Annotated in this window: 10 protein-coding genes and 2 pseudogenes; 7 read left to right on the plus strand and 5 right to left on the minus strand. The window is 72.1% G+C overall.

The features are described from left to right. Nucleotides 1–50 precede the first annotated feature (50 nt). A pseudogene (locus ACH4FX_RS36700) lies at nucleotides 51–986 on the minus strand (IS5 family transposase). Between the two features lie 279 nt (nucleotides 987–1,265). Next, nucleotides 1,266–2,576, minus strand: coding sequence for an MFS transporter (locus ACH4FX_RS36705; RefSeq protein ID WP_398485809.1), 1,311 nt, complete (start codon nucleotides 2,574–2,576; stop codon nucleotides 1,266–1,268). 84 nt (nucleotides 2,577–2,660) lie between these two features. Here ACH4FX_RS36705 and ACH4FX_RS36710 point away from each other — a divergent pair, with 84 nt between their 5' ends. After that, the gene (locus ACH4FX_RS36710) at nucleotides 2,661–3,005 is read left to right on the plus strand and encodes an ArsR/SmtB family transcription factor (RefSeq protein ID WP_398485810.1); all 345 of its coding nucleotides are present in this window, start codon (nucleotides 2,661–2,663) and stop codon (nucleotides 3,003–3,005) included. Between the two features lie 126 nt (nucleotides 3,006–3,131). Then, nucleotides 3,132–3,683, plus strand: a complete 552-nt coding sequence (locus tag ACH4FX_RS36715) for an AAA family ATPase (RefSeq protein WP_398485811.1) — start codon at nucleotides 3,132–3,134, stop codon at nucleotides 3,681–3,683. Nucleotides 3,684–3,740: 57 nt separating this feature from the next. Here ACH4FX_RS36715 and ACH4FX_RS36720 read toward each other — a convergent pair. From ACH4FX_RS36720 to ACH4FX_RS36730, 3 genes and pseudogenes are all read right to left on the minus strand, one after another. Then, nucleotides 3,741–4,219: pseudogene (locus ACH4FX_RS36720) on the minus strand (macro domain-containing protein). Between the two features lie 102 nt (nucleotides 4,220–4,321). Continuing rightward, complete coding sequence (locus ACH4FX_RS36725) at nucleotides 4,322–6,142, minus strand: ABC transporter ATP-binding protein (RefSeq protein WP_398485812.1); 1,821 nt, start codon at nucleotides 6,140–6,142, stop codon at nucleotides 4,322–4,324. Continuing rightward, on the minus strand, nucleotides 6,120–7,928 hold the full coding sequence (locus ACH4FX_RS36730; protein WP_398485813.1) for an ABC transporter ATP-binding protein: 1,809 nt from the start codon (nucleotides 7,926–7,928) through the stop codon (nucleotides 6,120–6,122). The genes ACH4FX_RS36725 and ACH4FX_RS36730 overlap by 23 nt, the downstream gene beginning before the upstream one ends. A 387-nt stretch (nucleotides 7,929–8,315) precedes the next feature. Here ACH4FX_RS36730 and ACH4FX_RS36735 point away from each other — a divergent pair, with 387 nt between their 5' ends. The 5 genes from ACH4FX_RS36735 (at nucleotide 8,316) to ACH4FX_RS36755 (ending at nucleotide 18,963) form a co-directional block, all read left to right on the plus strand. After that, a complete protein-coding gene (locus ACH4FX_RS36735; protein WP_398485814.1) occupies nucleotides 8,316–9,356 on the plus strand; it encodes a GDP-mannose 4,6-dehydratase in 1,041 nt (346 codons plus the stop codon). Nucleotides 9,357–9,564: 208 nt separating this feature from the next. Then, nucleotides 9,565–10,332 (plus strand): thioesterase II family protein, encoded by a 768-nt coding sequence (locus ACH4FX_RS36740; protein WP_398485815.1) that lies wholly within the window; start codon nucleotides 9,565–9,567, stop codon nucleotides 10,330–10,332. Between the two features lie 133 nt (nucleotides 10,333–10,465). Further along, nucleotides 10,466–13,354: an AAA family ATPase gene (locus ACH4FX_RS36745; RefSeq protein WP_398485816.1), complete on the plus strand. Its 2,889-nt coding sequence runs from the start codon at nucleotides 10,466–10,468 to the stop codon at nucleotides 13,352–13,354. 13 nt (nucleotides 13,355–13,367) lie between these two features. Continuing rightward, complete coding sequence (locus ACH4FX_RS36750) at nucleotides 13,368–16,202, plus strand: AAA family ATPase (protein WP_398485817.1); 2,835 nt, start codon at nucleotides 13,368–13,370, stop codon at nucleotides 16,200–16,202. Next, nucleotides 16,192–18,963, plus strand: a complete 2,772-nt coding sequence (locus ACH4FX_RS36755) for an ATP-binding protein (protein WP_398485818.1) — start codon at nucleotides 16,192–16,194, stop codon at nucleotides 18,961–18,963. Before ACH4FX_RS36750 ends, ACH4FX_RS36755 begins: the two co-directional genes overlap by 11 nt. The last annotated feature ends 50 nt before the right edge of the window (nucleotides 18,964–19,013 follow it).

Here is a 19,013-nt window from a genome sequence, read left to right on the forward strand (position 1 = left end):
CCCGCGCGTCGCTAGTTTCACTGTCCGTCACCCGGGACTTGTCCCGGCGGTTACGTTCGCAGCCAGATGACGAGGGCTGCCGCTGTCGCGGTGCCGAGGAAGACATGGCCGCGCTTGTCGTAGCCGGTGGCGACCGCCCGGTGCTGCTTCATGCGGTTGATCGCCCGTTCAACGGTGTTGCGCTTCTTGTACATCGCTTCGTCGAAGCCCGGTGGCCGTCCGCCGTGTGAGCCTTTGCGAAGGCGGGCGGCCTGGCTGTCGATCTTCTCCGGGATGGTGTGCCGGATGCCCCGCCGTCGCAGGTAATCACGGCAGGGCCCATTGCTGTATGCCTTGTCCGCCGCCAGGCTGCCGGGCTTCTTGCGGGGTCTTCCCAGGACGGTCCGCGGGACGCGGATCTTCTCCACTACCGACTTGAACTGAATGCAGTCCGCCCGCTGCCCGGGTGTGACGATCAGGGACAGCGGACGGCATCGGCCGTCGGCGCTCAGGCGGATCTTGCTGGTGAACCCGCCCCGCGAGCGGCCCAGGCTCTCACCTCCAGCACCACCTCCACCAGGCGGGCGACGAGGCTCTGCCACGCGCTTTCGCCCTGGTGTCCGGCGTTTCGGCCCCCTTTGAGGCCGAAACCGGAGGGGGATCGGTGCGGGCACCGGCCGCGTGCTGGTGTGCGCGGACGAGGGTGGAGTCGACCGAGACGTCCCAGTCGATCTTGCCGGCGGCATCGGCGGCGGCCTGTACCTGCTGGAGCAGACGCTCCCACGTCCCGTCGGCCGACCACAGCCGGTGGCGTTCATAGACGGTCTTCCACGGCCCGAACCGCTCGGGCAGGTCGCGCCACTGCGCGCCGGTCCGAACCCGGTGCAGATCCCGTCAATCACCTGCCGGTGATCCCGCCATCTGCCACAACGCCTGTTGCTGACCGGCAGAAACGGCTTTAGCCGTTCCCACTCCGCGTTAGTCAGATCACCCCGCCCCCGCCCCATGCCAACACCAACGACCCGGTCAGGGACTCGTCACATGATCGACCGGACAAGTCCTAGGGGGCTCGGGGGCCTGGCGGCGCGCCCAATGGCTCTGCCGGTGCTGTGAGTTCCACCCCGGAGGCGGCCTGACCCAGGCCGTATCTGTTTACGGGACAGCCGTGGGGGAGTGTGGCAGGCGCCCTCCCCCGAAGAGGCGCCTGCCCGCGTCGCGTTGCGCGCAGGACTCATCTTCGTCGGTTTTCCGGCACTCGCCAGAAAGGGGAAACGATGTTTCCGCGGTCAGCGGCCGGTGTCGGTGGGAGGTGGTGATGCCGCGGTGGTGGTGCGGCGATGGGAGCGGAGCAGGGAAAGCGTCATCACCAGGCAGAGTGCGGCGGCTGCGGCGGCGAAGTACTGGACGGCGGTGAGGAGGCCGACGGTGTTGGCGAGGAAGCCGACGCCGATGGCCGGCAGGCCGACGCCGAGGTAGATGATCACGTAGAAGCTGGAGAGCACGTCGGCGTGGCGGGTGGTGGGGGCGGCCTGGTTGACCGCGGTGAGGCCGCCGAGGAACGCGAGCCCCTGGCCGATGCCCCCGATCACGGTCGCGACGAGCAGCATGGGCAGCGAGGGCAGACCGCCCGCGAGGGCCAGCAGTACCAGTCCGGCGGCCAGGAGGGGGAGGCCGGCGAGCTCCAGGCTTCGGGCTCGTTTGCCGTAGCCGAGGAGTTGGGCGAGTGCGGAGCAGAGCAGCATCAGTGCCACCGCGGCACCGCCCAGGAACAGGTTCCTGCTGCCCGAGAGCGTGGCGACGTAGGTCGGGACGAGGGTGAGGAAGAGTCCGGTCACCGCGAATGCGAGGAAACTCGCCGTACCGCTGGTCGCGAAAACGGTCCGCATCGCTGCCGGGATTTCGGGGCGGCGGGGGCGCCACCGGGTCCTCGCGGACGCGGGCTGCAGGCTCATGACGGCCGCTGCGGCCGGAACCAGCAGCACGATCTCCACGGCGAACGGCAGGACGTCCGGTGCCGGGGCGTACTGGGCGAGCAGCCCGGCCAGTACGGGCCCGAGGCCGAGGCCGCCCACGGAGGCCACGGTGGACACCAGCGCCGCCTTGCGGCGGTTGCCGGTGGGTTCGAGTTCGGTCAGCGCCGCGGTCAAGGGCCCCGAGGCCGCGCCGAGTGCCAGGCCTTGCAGGACCCGGGCGGCGAACAGCCACCCCGTGCCCGCTGCCAGGGCGAAGACCAGCGAACCCAGCGCGGCCAGTGCCACGGCCGACAGCAGTACGCCGCGGCGGCCGACCGCGTCCGACAGCGGGCCGGCCAGGAGCAGGGAAGGGAGCAGCACGGCCACGTACGCGGCGAAAATCAGTGTGACGACCAGCGGTGAGAAGCCGAATGTCGCTTCGTAGCCCCGGTACAGGGGCGTCGGGAGGTTCGTGCCGGTCAGCAGGACCAGCAGGGTGTACGCCGTGGCCCAGAACCTCCATCGCCCCCTTCGCGGAACGGGCGGTGCGGGGGCGTTCGGGTTCAGCGGGTCGGGGCGGTCCTCTCGTGCGGCACGGTGTTGCGGCCGGCGGTGGAGCGCGGTCGTGGGGCGGTCACTGGGCATTCATTCCTCCATGGCGTCATGTTCGGAGACGGCGAACATAGCAGATGTTCGAAGATGGCGAACATGGTGCGCTAAGGTGGGGACATGGCCAGCCGTACCGCGACCGAACTCGTGCATCCCGACCGTGCTCAGATGCGGTTCACCGCAGTGCTGGCCGCGCTGAGCGACCCGGTGCGGCTGGCCATCGTCGCCCGGCTCGCCGATGCCGGACCCGATGGCGAACTGGCCTGCGCGACGTTCGCCCTGCCGGTCAGCAAGTCCACCCAGAGCGGCCACTTCAAGGTTCTGCGGGAAGCCGGCGTGATCCGCCAGAGGGACGAGGGAACCCGGCGCATGAACCGGCTGCGCCGCGACGACCTGGACGCCCGCTTTCCCGGTCTGCTCGACCTCGCCATTCCGCAGGGCCGTGACGTGATCGCCGGTTGGTGAGCGCAGCCGAGCGTCAAGTCGGGGCGCGGCCCGGGGCGAATGCGTCCGTCCCGGCCCGTACGGCGAGCTGGGCCGACATGCCACGCCCGAAACACGGGCGTCGGCGGCGGGGCGGGGAGGGACACGTTGATCGTCTGGGTGAACGGTGCGTTCGGCAGTGGGAAGACCACGCTGGTGGAGGAGTTGCGTGCGCGCTGGGACGGGGCGCTGGTCTACGACCCGGAGATGGTCGGCTTCGTGCTGCGGGAGATCGTGGAGGCGCCGACCGGCGACTTCCAGGACCTGCGACTGTGGCGGCGCCAGGTCGCCGAGCTGGCAGTGGGCCTGGTGGAGGAGTACCACCGCCCCGTCCTGGTGCCCATGACCTTGGTCGACCCCGGCTACGTCACCGAGATCTTCGGCATGCTGAGTGACGCCGGCGTCGAGCTTCACCACTTCTTCCTCAAGGTCTCCCGGTGTGAACTGGAGAGACGGATCGAGGAGCGCGTTTTCTACCCCGATGACCCCGAGCGGGAAGAGCAGGTCCGGCGCTGGAGCAAGGGCAGAATCGAACCGTGCATGGCGGCGGTCGGCACCTTGCCCGGCGACACGGTGTTCCTGGACGGCGAGTTGGGGCCACGGGAGCTGGCCGGCCAGGTGTTGGCCCGGTGCCGGTACGGTGGGCCCGCCGTCACATGATCGCGGCCGTGCCTCCGGGCCGACCCCGTCCTGCCGGGCCGTGAGGCTGCGCCCGGCTCAGTCGTGGTCGTATACCGTCACCGCGATCCCCCGCTCCGTCAACCGGGACCGGACCAGCGGCTCGATCCGCTCCCAGCGGCCGCCGGCCAGACCGCAGCCGATGCGTGGCATGTGGACCGAGGCGCCGAGTTCGGCGGCTCGGGCGGCCACCGTCTCCAGGGCGGTGTCGATTGCTCCGTACCGTACGGGCACGCCTTTGCTGCCCGTACGTATCCCACGCAGACCGATCATGTTGGCGACCCGGATCAGCCGCTCCACCTGCACCATTTGCACAGCGCCGAGGCCGAAGTCGTTCCGGGCCCGCTCGCGGTGCCAGCGCCGGTACGCCTGCTCCGGCTCCGGCCAGCGGCGGGAGACCGCCAGGACGAAGCCCTTGCCCCAGCCGCCCAGGTCGTTGCAGACATGGGCGATCACTTTGGGGCCTTTGCCTCGGGGGGCGTTGCGTCGCCCCGCACGTACTCGATCTCCGTTCCCATGGCCTGAACTCTAGGTGGCACCTCTGACAATCGGACATTTCGCCGACCGGGGCGGGAGGCGTCACCTCCGACGGGTGCGCGGGAGTGTGGTCCGGAGACCGGTCAGCGGGTTGTGGCGTTCTGGAGTTCGGATTCTTGGGGGTGGGGAACGTCGGCGGATGAGTGGAGGCGGGCGTACGCGCCCTTGGCGGCCAGGAGCTGGGGGTGGGTCCCGCGTTCGATGATGCGGCCGTTCTCCATGACGAGGATGAGGTCCGCGTCGCGGATGGTGGACAGGCGGTGGGCGATGATGAAGCTGGTGCGGTCCGTGCGCAGGGAGTGCATCGCGCGTTGGACGAGGGCTTCGGTGCGGGTGTCGACGGAGCTGGTCGCCTCGTCCAGGAGCAGGATCGAGGGGCGGGCCAGGAAGGCGCGGGCGATGGTGACGAGTTGCTTCTCGCCCGCGCTGACGCCGGCTGATTCCTCGTCCAGAACCGTGTCGTAGCCCTCGGGCAGGGTGCGGATGAAGTGGTCGGCGCAGGTGGCGCGGGCGGCGGCCTCGATGTCCTCGCGGGTGGCGTCGGGGCGGCCGTAGGCGATGTTCTCGGCGATGGTGCCGGAGAAGAGCCAGGCGTCCTGGGGCACCAGGCCGATGTGGGAGCGCAGCTCTTCGCGGGACAGGGCGGTGATGTCGGTGCCGTCCAGGAGGATGCGTCCCCCGTCGAGTTCGTAGAACCGCATGAGGAGGTTGCCCAGGGTGGTCTTGCCCGCGCCGGTCGGGCCGACGATCGCCACGGTCCGGCCGGGTTCGACGGTGAGGGAGAGGTCCTCGATGAGGGGGGTGGTGGGGGAGTAGCGGAAGTGGATGTTCTCGAACCGGACGTGCCCGCGAGAGCTGCGGAGGTGTGCGGGAGAAGCGGGGTCGGGGCGTTGTTCGTCGGCGTCCAGGAGCTCGTGGACCCGCGCCGCGGAGGCGAGGGCGGACAGCAGGCGGGCGGCGATACCGGCGACCTCGATGATCGGCTGGCTGAACTGCCGGGAGTAGAGGATGAACGCCTGGACGTCGCCGATGGTCAGGGCCCCGGCGACCACGCGCAGCGCGCCGACGACCGCCACGACGACGTAACCGAGGTTGGAGACGAACGTCATCGACGGCTCGGTGGTGCCGGAGACGAACTGGGCCCGCGCGCCGGCGCGGTACAGGGCTTCGTTGTGCTCGTCGAAGGTGCGCTCGGCCTGCTCGCGCCGGCCGAAGCCCTTGACCAGCGCGTGCCCGGTGTAGACCTCCTCGACATGGGCGTTCAGCGCTCCGGTGGCGGACCACTGCTCGGTGAACCGCGGCCGAGCGCGCTTGCCGATCCGGGCGGCGAGCACGGCCGACACCGGGACGCAGGCCAGCATGATCAGCGCCAGCAGCGGGGAGATGACGAACATCAGCACCAGCATGGTCAGCACGGAGAACACCGCCGTGATCAGCTGGCTGAGGGTCTCCTGGAGCGTCTGCTGCACGTTGTCGACGTCGTTGGTCACCCGGCTGAGCACCTCTCCCGCCGGGTGGCGGTCGAAGTACCGCATCGGCAGCCGGGCGAGCTTGCCTTCCACGGAGTGGCGCAGTGCGAACACCACGTGCTGGACGACGGCCGCGACCAGTCTCCCCTGGAGGAGGGTGAGGAAGGAGGCGGCGCCGAAGAGCGCGAGCGTGATCAGCAGCACGCGGGCGATCCCGGGGAAGTCGATTCCCCCGGAGGCCTCGGGGTGCTGGATGCCGTCGAAGACGAGGTCCGTGGCCCGGCCGAGGAGCAACGGACCGGCGGCGTTGAGCGCGACGCCGCCGATGCCGAGGACGACCGCGACGGCCACCGGGACACGGTGCGGGCGCAGCAGTCCCAGAGTGCGGCGGGCGGGGCCGATCCGCCCGCGGTCAGCGCTGTCCACCGGGACCATGGAGAGTCTCCTGAAGTGTCGTCGCGGCTCCGGCGTCCGGGCCGGGGCCGCCGTAGGGGCCGGTGGGTGCGGTGAGCTGGGACCGGGCGATTTCCTGGTAGGTCGTACTGGTACGCAGCAGTTCCTCGTGCGTTCCGGTGGCGACCACCAGTCCCGCGTCCAGGACCACGATGCGCTGTGCGTACTGGACGGTGCTGACGCGCTGCGCGACGGTGAGCACCGTCGCCCGGGCGAGCTCCGGCTCCAGGGCGGCCCGTAACGCGGCGTCCGTGGCGTGGTCCAGCGCGGAGAAGCAGTCGTCGAAGAGATAGATGTCCGGCTTGCGCAGCAGGGTGCGCGCGATCGCCAGGCGCTGTCGCTGCCCGCCGGACACATTGGTGCCGCCCTGTGTGATCGGTGAGTTCAGCCCCTCGGGCAGACGCTGTACGAAATCGCGGGCCTGGGCGATTTCCAGCGCGCGCCAGAGTTCGTCGTCGGTGGCGTCCGGGACGCCGAAGCGCAGATTGCCGGCGACGGTGCCGGAGAAGAGGTACGGCCGCTGTGGTACGAAGCCGACGGTACGGCGCAGTACCTCCGGGTCCAGGGCGCGGACATCGACGCCGCCCACGTGGACGGAGCCGCCGGTGGCGTCGAAGTGCCGTAGTACGAGATTGAGCAGGGTGGTCTTGCCGCTGCCGGTGCTGCCGAGGATCGCCACCGTCTCGCCGGGCCGGGCGCTCAGATCGATTCCGCTCAGCACCGGGTCCTTCGCCCCCGGGTAGCGGAATCCGGCGCCGCGCAAGGTCAGGACACCGGCCGCGGGCAGGGCGCGTACCGGCGCGGGCGGCGCAGCCACGCTCGGTTCGGTCGCCAGCACCTGCTGGATGCGCTCGGCCGAGACCCTCGCCCGGGGCATCGCCAGACACACGAAGGTCACCATCACCACGGACATCATGACCAGGGACAGATAGCTCAGGAACGCGCTGAGCGCACCGAACGGCATCGCCCCGGCCTCGACCCGGTGGGCTCCGAACCACAGCACGGCCACCATGAAGACATTGAGGGCCAGCAGGACGACGGGAACGATGGTCGCCAGCAGTCGGCCGACGCGCAGCGAGATGTCGCGCAGTTCGGAATTGGTGCGGCCGAATCTCGCGCCTTCATGGGCGTCGCGCACAAAAGCCCGGACGACCCGGACTCCGGTAATGCGTTCGCGCAGCAGCCCGTTGGTGCGGTCCAGGTATTTCTGCATACGGGCGAAGAACGGATCGGTGCGGCCGAGAATGAGCCCGAAGGTCATTCCGAGGACCACCACCAAGGCCACCAGGAGCAGAGAGAGCTGAATGTCCTGCTGGAGCGCGAGCGCGATACTGCCCAGACACATCAGGGGGGCCGACACGGCGACGCCGAACGCGGAGAGCGCCAGCATCTGCACGTGCTGCACGTCGTTGACGGTCCGCGTCATCAGCGACGGGGTTCCGAACTGCCCGACCTCCCGGGCCGAGAAGTCCAGCACCCGGCGGAAGACCGCGGAACGCAGGTCGCGGCCCATCGCCATGGCCGTACGGGCGCCCAGGGACACCGCGCCGACGGACGCGGCGATCTGGAGGAGCGCCACGGCCAGCATGACCAGGCCGGTCCGGGTGATGTAGCCGCTGTCGGCCTTCACCACGCCGTTGTCGATGACCGCGGCGCCCAGCGTCGGCAGGGCCAGGGTGGCCAGGATCTGTACCAGCTGCAGCAGCCCCAGCAGCGCGACGGAGCGCCGGTGGGGCCGCAGGTGGATTCGCAGGAGTCTGAGCAGCACCGGGCGACGCTCCAGGAGACGGGCAGGCCCGGTCGGCAGCGGGAACGCGAGCGCCGGCCGGGCCTGGAGGGGGCACACCCGGACAGTGCAGCGCACCGCACACCGGAAAATCCCTAGTGTCCCGCCGGGAGAGCGCCGTGGGCCGTACCGCGTCCGGCGGGAGCCAATAGCCGGAGACCCGCGATGCGCGGGACTCAGGAAATCCCTAGTGTGCCGGTGATTTCTTGACACCGCGACCGGCCGCTTGGAAGCGTACGAATACCCAGCGTCCGGGCCTTGGTATTCGATGTTCAGCCGATGCCGTTCGAGGCCGAGCAGCCAAGAGGCCCAGCAGCCGACTCGGCCCTGCGTTTGGGCGGTCTGTTCTTAGCGGAGGAGAGGAATGAGATGTCCAAGCGTGCGCTGATAACCGGAATCACCGGGCAGGACGGCTCCTATCTGGCCGAGCACCTGCTCGCCCAGGGGTACCAGGTATGGGGCCTGATGCGGGGGCAGGCCAATCCCCGCAAGTCCCGGGTCAGCCGGCTCGTCTCCGAACTGAACTTCGTCGACGGAGACCTGATGGACCAGGCCAGTCTGGTCTCCGCGGTCGACAAGGTGCAGCCCGACGAGATCTACAACCTCGGTGCGATCTCCTTCGTCCCGATGTCCTGGCAGCAGGCCGAACTCGTCACCGAGATCAACGGCATGGGCGTCCTGCGCATGCTCGAAGCGATCCGCATGATCAGCGGCCTGAACGGCTCGCGCGGCGGCGGCGCCGGCGACGGTGGCCAGATCCGCTTCTACCAGGCGTCCTCCTCGGAGATGTTCGGCAAGGTCGCCGAGACCCCGCAGTGCGAGACCACCATCTTCCGGCCGCGCAGCCCCTACGGCGTGGCGAAGACCTACGGGCACTTCATCACCCGCAACTACCGCGAGTCCTTCGGCATGTACGCGGTCTCCGGAATGCTGTTCAACCACGAGTCGCCGCGCCGCGGCGCGGAGTTCGTGACGCGGAAGATCTCCCTCGCGGTGGCCCGGATCAAGCTCGGCTACCAGGACAAGCTGTCCCTGGGCAACCTCGACGCCGTCCGCGACTGGGGCTTCGCCGGCGACTACGTCCGCGCCATGCACCTGATGCTCCAGCAGGACGAGCCGGGCGACTACGTGATCGGCACCGGCGAGATGCACTCGGTCCGCGACGCCGTCCGTATCGCCTTCGAGCACGTGGGCCTGAACTGGGAGGACTACGTCAGCATCGACCCCTCCCTGGTGCGCCCCGCCGAGGTGGAGATCCTCTGCGCGGACGCCGAGCGCGCCCGCACCCAGCTGGGCTGGGAGCCCAGCGTCGACTTCCCCGAGCTGATGCGCATGATGGTCGACTCCGACCTGCGCCAGGCGTCCCGCGAGCGGGAGTACGGGGACCTGCTGCTGGCCGCCAGCTGGTAGCCGGACCCAGGGCGTACCCCGGCGCCGGCCACGGCGTGCCCCGTACGGCTCCGTGACGGTGGGCCCGCCTCACCCGGAGCGCGAAACACTAGGTTATTTCCCGTCGCCCGCCCTGTGGAATGGGCGTGTGGACCACAGGCACCGCCGATCGGCCGCCGCATTCCGGCGGACCGGTCCGGTGCCCTCGCCAGGAGGAGGAGCCAGCACGATGACGACGACCACGGCGGAGGGGCTCTGGGCCCGGTGCTACCACCCGGCGCCGGACCGCCCGCGCCAGCTCGTCTGCTTTCCGCACGCGGGCGGTTCGGCCCCCTTCTTCTTCCCCGTGTCGGCGGAGCTGTCGCCCGTGGCGGAGGTGCTGTCGGTGCAGTACCCCGGCCGTCAGGACCGGCGCAACGAGACCAGTCCCAGCGCCATCACGACCATGGCCGACCGGGTGTACGCGGCCCTGAAGGACCGGATCGGGTCACGGCCGACGGCGTTCTTCGGGCACAGCATGGGCGCGATGGTCGCCTTCGAGGTGGCCCGGCGGCTGGAGGCCGACGGCGGCGAGCTGACGCACCTCTTCGCCTCGGGGCGGCGCGCGCCCTCGCGCTACCGTACGGAGAGTGTGCACCGGCGCGACGACGACGGGATCGTCGCCGAGCTGAAGCGGCTGTCCGGTACGGACACCTCGGTGCTGGGCGACGAGGAGCTGCTGCGGATGGTCCTCCCGGCGATCCGCAGCGACTACACCGCGGTGGAGACCTACCGCTGCGACCCCGGGGCGTCGATCAAGGCGCCGATCACCGCGCTGACCGGTGACAGCGACCCCTTGACCACGGTGGAGGAGGCCGAGGACTGGCGCGCGCACACCACGGGCGCGTTCGATCTGCGGGTCTACCCGGGCGGCCACTTCTTCCTCAGTTCGCAGGCCCCCGCCGTACTGGCGGTGCTGCGTGAACACCTCAGCGGCGCGGGGGAGTTCACGCACTGAGGTGCGTCCTGGCCACGGAGACTGTCGATCATGTAACCTGACGCAGGTCGGCCATCACTCTTTAGGGTGATTTACAACACGATGTGGTGACGCCCCGTCGCATCTGTTGTGTCTCCGAGGTGCAAGGAGCTCTATGGTGCAGGAGCGGAGCGTCAATCCCCGCTTAGGCAGCACCTTGGCCGGCCGAGAAGATGACATCGGACAACTCGGCCACCTTGCCCGCGAAGCGCGTCGGGGCCGCGCGGGCTCGGCGGTCGTGACCGGCCCGGCGGGCATTGGCAAATCCGCCCTCCTGCGCGCTTTCCTCGACGGGGACTCCTGCCGGTCCGCGACGGTCCTGCACGGTCTCTGCGAGGAGGGCGCCTCGGGCGACTCCCTGGGGGGCGTACGCGCCTTATTCGCCTCCGCTGCGCAGGACGCCTTCCCCGATGGTGACGTCCGCCGTGCCCTCGCCCCCGGCGCGCCGGCCGGTGAGCCGCCGCACGCCCCCGCCGTCCAGCACGTGTTCCACGACCTGTACCGCCTCGCGGCACAGGGGCTGAGCCGCCGCCCGCTCGTCCTGGCCCTGGACGACGCCCACCACTGCGACGAACTCTCCCTGTGCTGGCTGGACTTCCTGCTGCGGCGGGCTGACGGCCTTCCCCTGCTCGTCGTCCTCACGCAGCGGACCGAGGCCACCGTCCTCGCCCGCGGCACCCCGGCCTCGCGCGCCCTGGCGGATTTCACCGCACACTGCCGCACCACGACGCTGCGCCTGCGGCCGCTGACCGAGGAGCAGGTCACCGAGGCCGTACGGCAGTTCTTCCCGGCGCCCGCCGCCCCCGCCTTCATCTCCCGCGCCCGGGCCGTGACCGGCGGCAACCCCGGCCTCCTGGAACGTCTGCTGTGCGCACTGCGGGCCGAGGGCGTCGGTTCCGGCGTGGGCGGTGCCGACCGGATCGCCGAGGCCGGCCCCCGCGTCCTGGCGCACTGGGCACGCGAACTCCTCAACCGCTGGCCGCCCTGGGTGGGCGAGGTCGCGCGGGCGGTGGTGATCCTCGGCGAACGGGGTGCCGAGCACCTCGCCCCCTTGGCCGCCGTCCCCGTCGATGCCGTCGAGGACGCCCTGACGGTGCTGCGCGAGGCCGGACTGCCGGCGCCCGGCAAGCACCTGACGGACGACGTGGTGCAAGCGGCGGTGCTGGCGCCCCTGGACGCCCAGGCGCTGTCGGAACTGCGTACGCGGGCGGCCCTGCTCCTGAGCGACGCGGGCCGGCCCGCCGAAGAAGTGGCCGCCCAGCTCCTGCTGCTGCCCTCGGTGTCCGCACCATGGATGACCGGCGTCCTGATGGAGGCCGCCGCCCGCGCCGAGGAGCGCGGCGCCCCGGAGGCCGCGGCCCGCTACCTGTACCGCGTCCTGGAAGCGGACCCCGACAGCGTGAAGGTCCGCGTCCGGCTGGCCAGGGCGCTGGCCGAGACCGACCCGCCCGAGGCCGTCGGACAGCTCCGCGGAGCGCTGGTGCCCAGCGTCGACGTCCGCACCCGGGCGCGGATCATCGCGCAGTTCGGCACCACCTACCTGGCCGCCCGCGAAGGCCCCACCGCCCTGCGCATGCTCGAAGACGTCCTGGCCGCCCTCGACGCCGAACTCGGCCCCGACCCCCTGCCCGCCGACCGGGAACTGCGCACCCTCGTCGAATCGGTGCTGCTGATCGTCGGTGCGCACGGCCGCGGCACGATCGCCGCGACACGGAAACGGGCCGCGGCGATGGCCGTACCCGCGGGCGACACCCCCGCCCAGCGGCAGAAACTGGCGGCGATGGCCGTACTGACGGCGCTCGACGGGCAGGCCCCCGAGTCGGTGGTGGAACACGCCCTGCGCGCCTCCGGCTGCCCCCACCTCCCCCCGAAGAGCTGGTCCCTGATCAACTCCGCCGTCGTCCTGGGCCTCGCCGACCGCACCGAGGACGCCCTGTGCGCGCTGGACCGCCTCCTGCGGCACGGCCGGGAGAACTCCGCCATCTGGACCTACTCCGTGGCCCTGGCCATCAGGTCCCTGCTCCGGCACGGCCTGGGCGCACTCCCGGAAGCGCTCGCGGATGCCAGGACGGCGGTGCAGATCAGCGGCGCGGAGCGGTGGGGCGAGATGATGGTCCTGCCGCGCCTGGCCCTGGCGGGCGTCCTGGTGGACCGGGGCGAGGCCGCGCACGCCGAAAAACTGCTGACCGCCACCGAACCCGTCTGGCGCGACCCGTACCTGTGGACCCACCACCGCTACCTCATGGCCTACGGCCGTGCCCGCCACGCCTTGGGGGACGCGGAGGGCGCGCTGGCGCTGTTCCGTGAGTGCGGCAGGGCGCTGGAGGAGGCCGAAGTACGCCACGCGGCCTATCTGCCCTGGTGGGCGGAGGCGGCCTGTGTGCTCGCGGAGCTGGGCCGCGCCGAGGAGGCCCAGGAGCCCGCGGCGCACGGCACACGGCTCGCACGCAGCTGGGGGACCCCACGCGTCCTCGGCCTGGCCGCCATGGCCCGCGGTGTGGCCGCTCCTGGTGAGGAGGGCGTGGAACTGCTGGGCGAGGCGGTGCGGCACCTGTCCGCCTCACCGGCCCGCGTCGAGCACGCCCGCGCCGAACTCCTCCTTGGGCAGGCCCTGTTGGCGGCCGGTGAGCCGCGGGCCGCGCGCGAGCACCTGCGCGCCTCGGCCGACCTCGCCCAGCGCTGCGGCGCCCTCGCACTGGGCCAGAAGGCCCGGGGTGCCCTGCTGGCGGCGGGCGGCCGCATGCGGAAGATGACCGGCTCACCCCTGGATCTGCTCACCAGTATGGAACGCAAGGTCGCCGGCCTCGCCGCCGGCGGCGCCAGGAACCGGTCGATCGCCCAGTCGCTGCACGTCACCGTCCGTACGGTCGAAACGCATCTGACCAGCGTGTACCGCAAGCTGGGCGTCTCCGAGCGTGCCCAGCTCTCCGCGGTCCTCCGTTCGTCGGATGTCCGCGGGACCCGGGTGCCGGAGCAGGCGTCGCGGTCGCGCGGGCAGCGCTGAAGGCGGCCGGGACATGCCGGAGACAGGGCTGGAGAGCGAGCAGCCGTACGCGGGACTCATCCGCGCGGGGGACCGGCGCACCGACCCGCCGCTGCTCGAACGCGAGGAAGAACAGGCGGAGTTGCGGCGCGTGCTGGCCGCGCTGGACGAAGACCGCCCCACCGTCGTGTCCGTGACCGGCCGTCCCGGCTTCGGCCACAACGCCCTGCTGCGCTGGACCGCCCGCCTCGCCGGGGAACGCTCGATCCGCGTCCTGCGGGTCAGCGGCTCGCTGGCCGAACGCGATCTGCGCCACGGCGCCGTGATCCAGCTCCTCGGCCAGCTGGGCGAGGTGGCCGAACGCTCCCTGCACACCCTGCGCGCGCAGCCCGAGCCGGACGGCCTGCCGGGCCTGCCCGAACTCCTGCACACCGCCCGCCGCACCCCCACGCTCGTGACGGTGGAGGATGCGCAGTGGCTGGACGCGGCCTCCTCGCACTGGCTGCAAGCCCTGGTACGCCGCCTGTCCACGGGCGTTCCCCTCGCCCTGCTCATCGGCCGCACCGGCCTGGAGCCGCACGGCACCGACTGGCTGGCCGACGCCGCTCCGTCCGCGCGGCTGACCCGCCACCTCGGCGTCCGCCCGCTCAGCCGGGACGCGGTCACCACCCTCGCCGAGCAGATCTGCGGCGGCCCCTGCGACGAGGCGTTCGCTACCGCGGCGGCCCAGGCGTCCCAGGGCAGCCCCGCCATCCTGCACACGGCCCTGCACTGCTTCGCGGAGGCCGGCCACCGGCCCACCGCCGACCGCGTTCCGCAGCTGCGCACCCTGATCACCGGCATCATCGGCGACCGCGCGGGGCGCGCCCTGCGGGGGCTGAGCGAGGAGGCCACCGCCGTACTGCGCGCGCTGGCCGTCGCCGGCGACCTGCTGGACTTCCCGCTGATCTGCTCCCTGGCCGGGCTGCGCGCCGTACGCGAATCCCGGCTGCGCGCTGCGTTGGCCATGGCCGGCTTCACCGTCCCCGATGGCTCCTACGAACGCGTGCGGCTGCCCGTCGTCCGGGCCCGCGTCCTGGAAGAGACGCCCGCCGGCGAACGCGCCGCCCTGCACGCCCGCGCCGCCCACCTCGCCCACCAGGTCGTGGCCGACGACGAATGCATCGCCCGCCTCCTCCTCCAGGCACCGCCCATCGGCGAACCCTGGGCCGTACACGTCCTGCGCGGCAGCTTCGGCGCCGCGATGCGCCGCGGCGACTTCCCCCGTGCCGCCGCGTACCTCGAACGCGCCCTGGACGAGCCCCTGGAACCCCTGCAACGCGCACACATCGGCCTGGACCTGGCCGGCGTCGAGGCCGTGACCGCCCCCGAAGCCGGTGACCGCAGGCTCACCACCCTCGTCCACACTCCGGGCGAGGGCGAAGCATGGGATCAACTACGCGTACGGGCACTGGATATGGGCCTGGCCCGGGGTGACGACTCCTGGGGCCGCCGGGTCGCCGCCCAGGCCATCGCCACCGCCCACGGCAGGGAACGCGACAACCTGATCGCGCTGTACTGGTACGCCGCCGAGGCCGGGCCCGGAGTCGCCGACGTCTCCGTCCTCGACACCCCGGTCCCCGGCGTCCCCGACCTGCCCGACCACCCCCTCGCCCCTGCCCAGGCCGGCATCCGCGCGGGGCAGCTCGCCGCGCGCGGCCGGCACCGTGCGAGAGCCGCGGAACTGGCCCGCCGCTCGCTGGACGCGGGCAACACCGTCCCCGCGGCGCCCCGTCTGGTCGCCGCCAGGGCGCTGTGGCTCACCGACGCCGCCACCGAAGCAGAGGACCGCCTCGCCGCCATCATCGCCGAACTGCGCCGCCGCCACTGCCGGCCCCTGTTCGCCCGCGCCCTGGCCTTCAGCGCCGAACTGCATCTGCGCAGTGGCCGCCTGGACACCGCCGACCATGTCGCGGACGCCGCCGAACAGGCTCTGCCTCTCGCTGCCTGGCACCCGTTGGCCGCCTCGCACCTCCTCGCCGTACGCGCCGTCATCGCCCTGGAGACCCGCCGCCACGACGAGGCGCGCGCCCTGGCCGAAGCCCCCCTGCCGCCCGGTGCCGAATACGGCATCCACTGGCCCGACCTGCTGTACGCCCGTGCCCGCGTGGCCGCCGAAGAAGAACGCTGGCCGGAGGCGGCCGAACTGTTCAAGGAGAGCGGGCGCTGGCTGCTGCGCCGCGGGTGGGCCAACCCTGTCGTGCTGCCCTGGCGTTCGTCGGCCGCCCGGGCCTGCCTCACACTCGGCGATCAGGACCAGGCCGCGCGTCTGGTCAGCGAGGAACTCACCCTCGCCTGCCAGTGGGGTGCCCCCAGCGCCCTGGGACTGGCGGAGCTGGTCGCCCGGAGCTTCGGCCTTCACGAACCGGCCGTCGGCGGGTGTGAACCCGCCGGTGTCGCGCGCGAGATGCCCATCCGGCTCTCCTACGCCTGGGTCCTGGACGAACTCGCCACCGCGGAACTCGCCAGGGGCGATCGTCGCACGGCCGCCGGGCTGCTGGCCCAGCTGTCCCGGCTCACCGTCACCCACACCTCCAGCCGCCTGGCCGAACGTGTACGGTGGCTGACCGCCCGGCTGGAGGAGCCCGGCACCCCCGACGAGACGGTGCTGCCCGAGGAGTGGGCCACCCTGTCGTCCGCCGAGCGGCAGACCGCCGAACTGGCCCGCCGCGGCCTGGGCAACCGGGAGATCGCGGAACAGCTCGTGGTGAGCCGGCGTACCGTCGAGCACCGGCTGAGCAGTGCGTACAAGAAGTTGCGTATCACCTCACGCAAAGAACTCCGTGCGCGGAGCCGGCCGACGGAAGAGGACATCACGGATGCTGTATGAACGGGAAACCGAACTGGCCCGCATCGAGACCGCGGTACGCCGGGCCCAGGCGGGCCGTTCTTCCGCACTGCTGCTGACCGGCCCTCTGGGGAACGGCCGGACCACGCTCCTCCAGGAGGCCGGAGCCCGCTGCCCCGACACCTTACGGGTCCTGCGGGCCAACGCCGCGCCCATGGAGCAGGACTTCGCCCTGGGCATCGTCCACCAGCTCCTGGGGCCGCTCCTGACCGGTGACCTCACCCTCCCCGGCGGCCGGGAAGCGGGCGGCGGCACCCGGCCGGACCACGCCGGCGGCCTCCCCGTACCCGGGGACCGGGGCGCGCCCGCCTCCGAAGCGTTCCTGCACGGCCTGCGGTCCGTGCTGGCCGAAGCCTGCGCCGTCACCCCCGTACTCATCCTCGTCGACGACCTCCAGTGGGCCGACGTCCCCTCCCTGCGCTGGCTCGCCTACCTGGCCCGGCGCCCGCACGGGCTGCGCGTGGCCGTCGTGGGCACCCTGCGCGACGGTGACCCCCGCGCCCAGCACCCGCTCATCCGCGACCTCGCGGACGCCGCCGACGTCCTGCGCCCCGCTCCGCTCTCGCCGGCCGGCACCCGGGCCCTGATCCACCACCACTTCGGCGAACCCGCCGACGACAGCTACGCCCGGGCCTGCCACGAGACCTGCGCCGGCAACCCCCTCTTCCTCCAGTCCGTCCTGCGCGACCTGGCACTGAGCGGGCACCGCCCCACCGCGGAATACGCCGCCCAGGTCCGTGTGCAGCGCCCCGCTCGGCTCCGCGACCGCCTGGCCGGCTGCCTGTACACCCAGCCCGGTCCCGTACGCGACCTGGCCACCGCCATCGCCGCCTTCGACGACCACGGCGATGCCGACCTCATCCGGCGCCATGCGCGGCTGGACGCCGTCGGATTCCAGCAGGCCCTGCGCACGCTGCACCACCTGGGGCTGCTCGCCCCGCACGACACCCCGCGCTTCGTCCACCGCGTCGTCCGCGACGCCGTCGAGTCCGCCCTCACCGTCGCCGAACGCGAACGTTCCCGGGATGTCGCGGCGGACCTCCTCCACCAGGCCGGGCACCCCGCCGAACACGTCGCCGACCTGCTGCTGGCCGTCACCGCCACCCACCGCCCCTGGGCCGTACGGGTACTGCGGACCGCCGCGCAGGCCGCGCTGCGCCGCGGCGTGCCGGTCACCGCCGCGCGCTACCTGCAGCGCGCCCTGCTGGGCAGCACGGGCGACTTCGAGCGCGCACGCCTGCTGATCGAGCTGGCCGGTGCCGAACGCAACATCGACCCCGCCGCCTGCGAACGCCACATCGGACAGGCCGTCCGCCTGCTCCCTACGGCCACCGAACGGGCCGCCGCCACCTTGCTCATCCCGCCCAGCCTCCTGGGCGAGGCGCCCCCCTCGGCGGTGGACCTGCTGCGCCGCGTGGCCGAAGACCTCGACCCCGCGGCGCCCCGTGAAGGCTGTGCCCGGGAAATCGCCCTCCAAATGGAAGCGCGTCTGTGGCACGCCGGGCACGAGAACGCGACGGAACTCGCCGGTGCGGTGGAACGCCTGCGCGCACTCGGCACCCCGCCCCCCTTGGACACCGGCGGCGCCCGTGAACTGGCGGCCGTCCTGAACAACGCGGCGGTGCTCTCCAGCGCCGTGCCGGCACCCGAGGTCGCGGCCCTGGCCGAGCGGATCCTCGAACGCGAGCCGGTGACCTCCGCGCGGGCCGGTATCGCGCTGCCCCTGGCCGCGATGGCCCTGTACGCCGCCGACGGGGCGACGGGCATCGACACCCGCCTGTCCTGCGAGCAGTCACCCGCCCGCCCCCAAGCGGTGGTGCACGTCGAGAACGCGCTGCTCCAGCTCGCGCGGGGGCGCCTGGTCCAGGCCCGCGAACAGGCCGACCTGGCCGCCGAACTGACCGGCGCGGACTGGCGCGATCCCACCACCGCCGTCCGGGCCGCGGTGGCCATGGAGACCGGTGACATCCAGCTGATCGAACGCCTCCTGGGAGACGCCGGCCAGCGCTGGCCGGACAGCCTCGCCCTGCGGGTCATGCTGCAACTCCTCAGGGCATCGCTCGACGCCCGCCGCGGCCGTGGCGTCCACGCTCTGGAATCCTTCCTGGCCTGCGGCCGGCAACTGGAAGCGGCCGGCTGGCGCAACTCCGCCCTTTTCCCCTGGCGGCCCCGCGCCATCGTCCTCCATCACCGCCTGCGCGAACACCGTCCGGCCCTGGCGCTGGCGGAAGAAGAACTGGCCTGGGCGCGGCAGTGGGCCGCCCCCGCCGCCCTCGGCCGGGCCCTGCGGCTGAAGGCCCTGCTGCCCGGTGGTGGGGGAGTGGCCGTCCTGCGCGAGTCCGCCGAGGTCCTCGGCGGGTCCGCCAACGCGCTGGAACGGGCCCGTACGCTCCTCCAGTTGGGCCAGGTGGTGGAGTGCGGGAAGGAGGCGAAGGCGATGCTGCGCGAGGCCGCGGACCTCGCCACGGCCTGCGGCGCGCCCTGGCTGACCGAACGCGCCTACGCGGCTCTGGGGACCACCACCACCGCCCCGAGCGCGGAGGCAGCGCTCACCCAGAGCGAGCGCAAGGTCGTCTCCCTGGTGGGCCGGGGGCTGACCAACCAGGAAATCGCCGATGAACTCGGGGTGAGTACCCGGGCGGTGGAGAAGCATCTGACCTCGTGTTACCGCAAGTTGGGTGTGGCGGGCCGGCGGGAGCTGCTGGCGGGCCGAAGTGCGGCCGGGGCGTTCGCGGCACGTTGAGCACACCGCGCCGGAGAATGCGGCTTACCGGCGGTAAGAGGTGCGGAGTG

Source organism: Streptomyces sp. NPDC018019 (assembly GCF_044327805.1).
Lineage (GTDB): Bacteria > Actinomycetota > Actinomycetes > Streptomycetales > Streptomycetaceae > Streptomyces.

Excerpts from the sequence above, each read along its gene's own strand:
- ACH4FX_RS36705 (WP_398485809.1), bottom strand. The coding sequence starts at position 2,576 with ATGCCCAGTGACCGCCCCACGACCGCGCTCCACCGCCGGCCGCAACAC.
- ACH4FX_RS36710 (WP_398485810.1), top strand. The coding sequence starts at position 2,661 with ATGGCCAGCCGTACCGCGACCGAACTCGTGCATCCCGACCGTGCTCAG.
- ACH4FX_RS36725 (WP_398485812.1), bottom strand. The coding sequence starts at position 6,142 with ATGGTCCCGGTGGACAGCGCTGACCGCGGGCGGATCGGCCCCGCCCGC.
- ACH4FX_RS36735 (WP_398485814.1), top strand. The coding sequence starts at position 8,316 with ATGTCCAAGCGTGCGCTGATAACCGGAATCACCGGGCAGGACGGCTCC.
- ACH4FX_RS36740 (WP_398485815.1), top strand. The coding sequence starts at position 9,565 with ATGACGACGACCACGGCGGAGGGGCTCTGGGCCCGGTGCTACCACCCG.
- ACH4FX_RS36745 (WP_398485816.1), top strand. The coding sequence starts at position 10,466 with ATGGTGCAGGAGCGGAGCGTCAATCCCCGCTTAGGCAGCACCTTGGCC.
- ACH4FX_RS36750 (WP_398485817.1), top strand. The coding sequence starts at position 13,368 with ATGCCGGAGACAGGGCTGGAGAGCGAGCAGCCGTACGCGGGACTCATC.
- ACH4FX_RS36755 (WP_398485818.1), top strand. The coding sequence starts at position 16,192 with ATGCTGTATGAACGGGAAACCGAACTGGCCCGCATCGAGACCGCGGTA.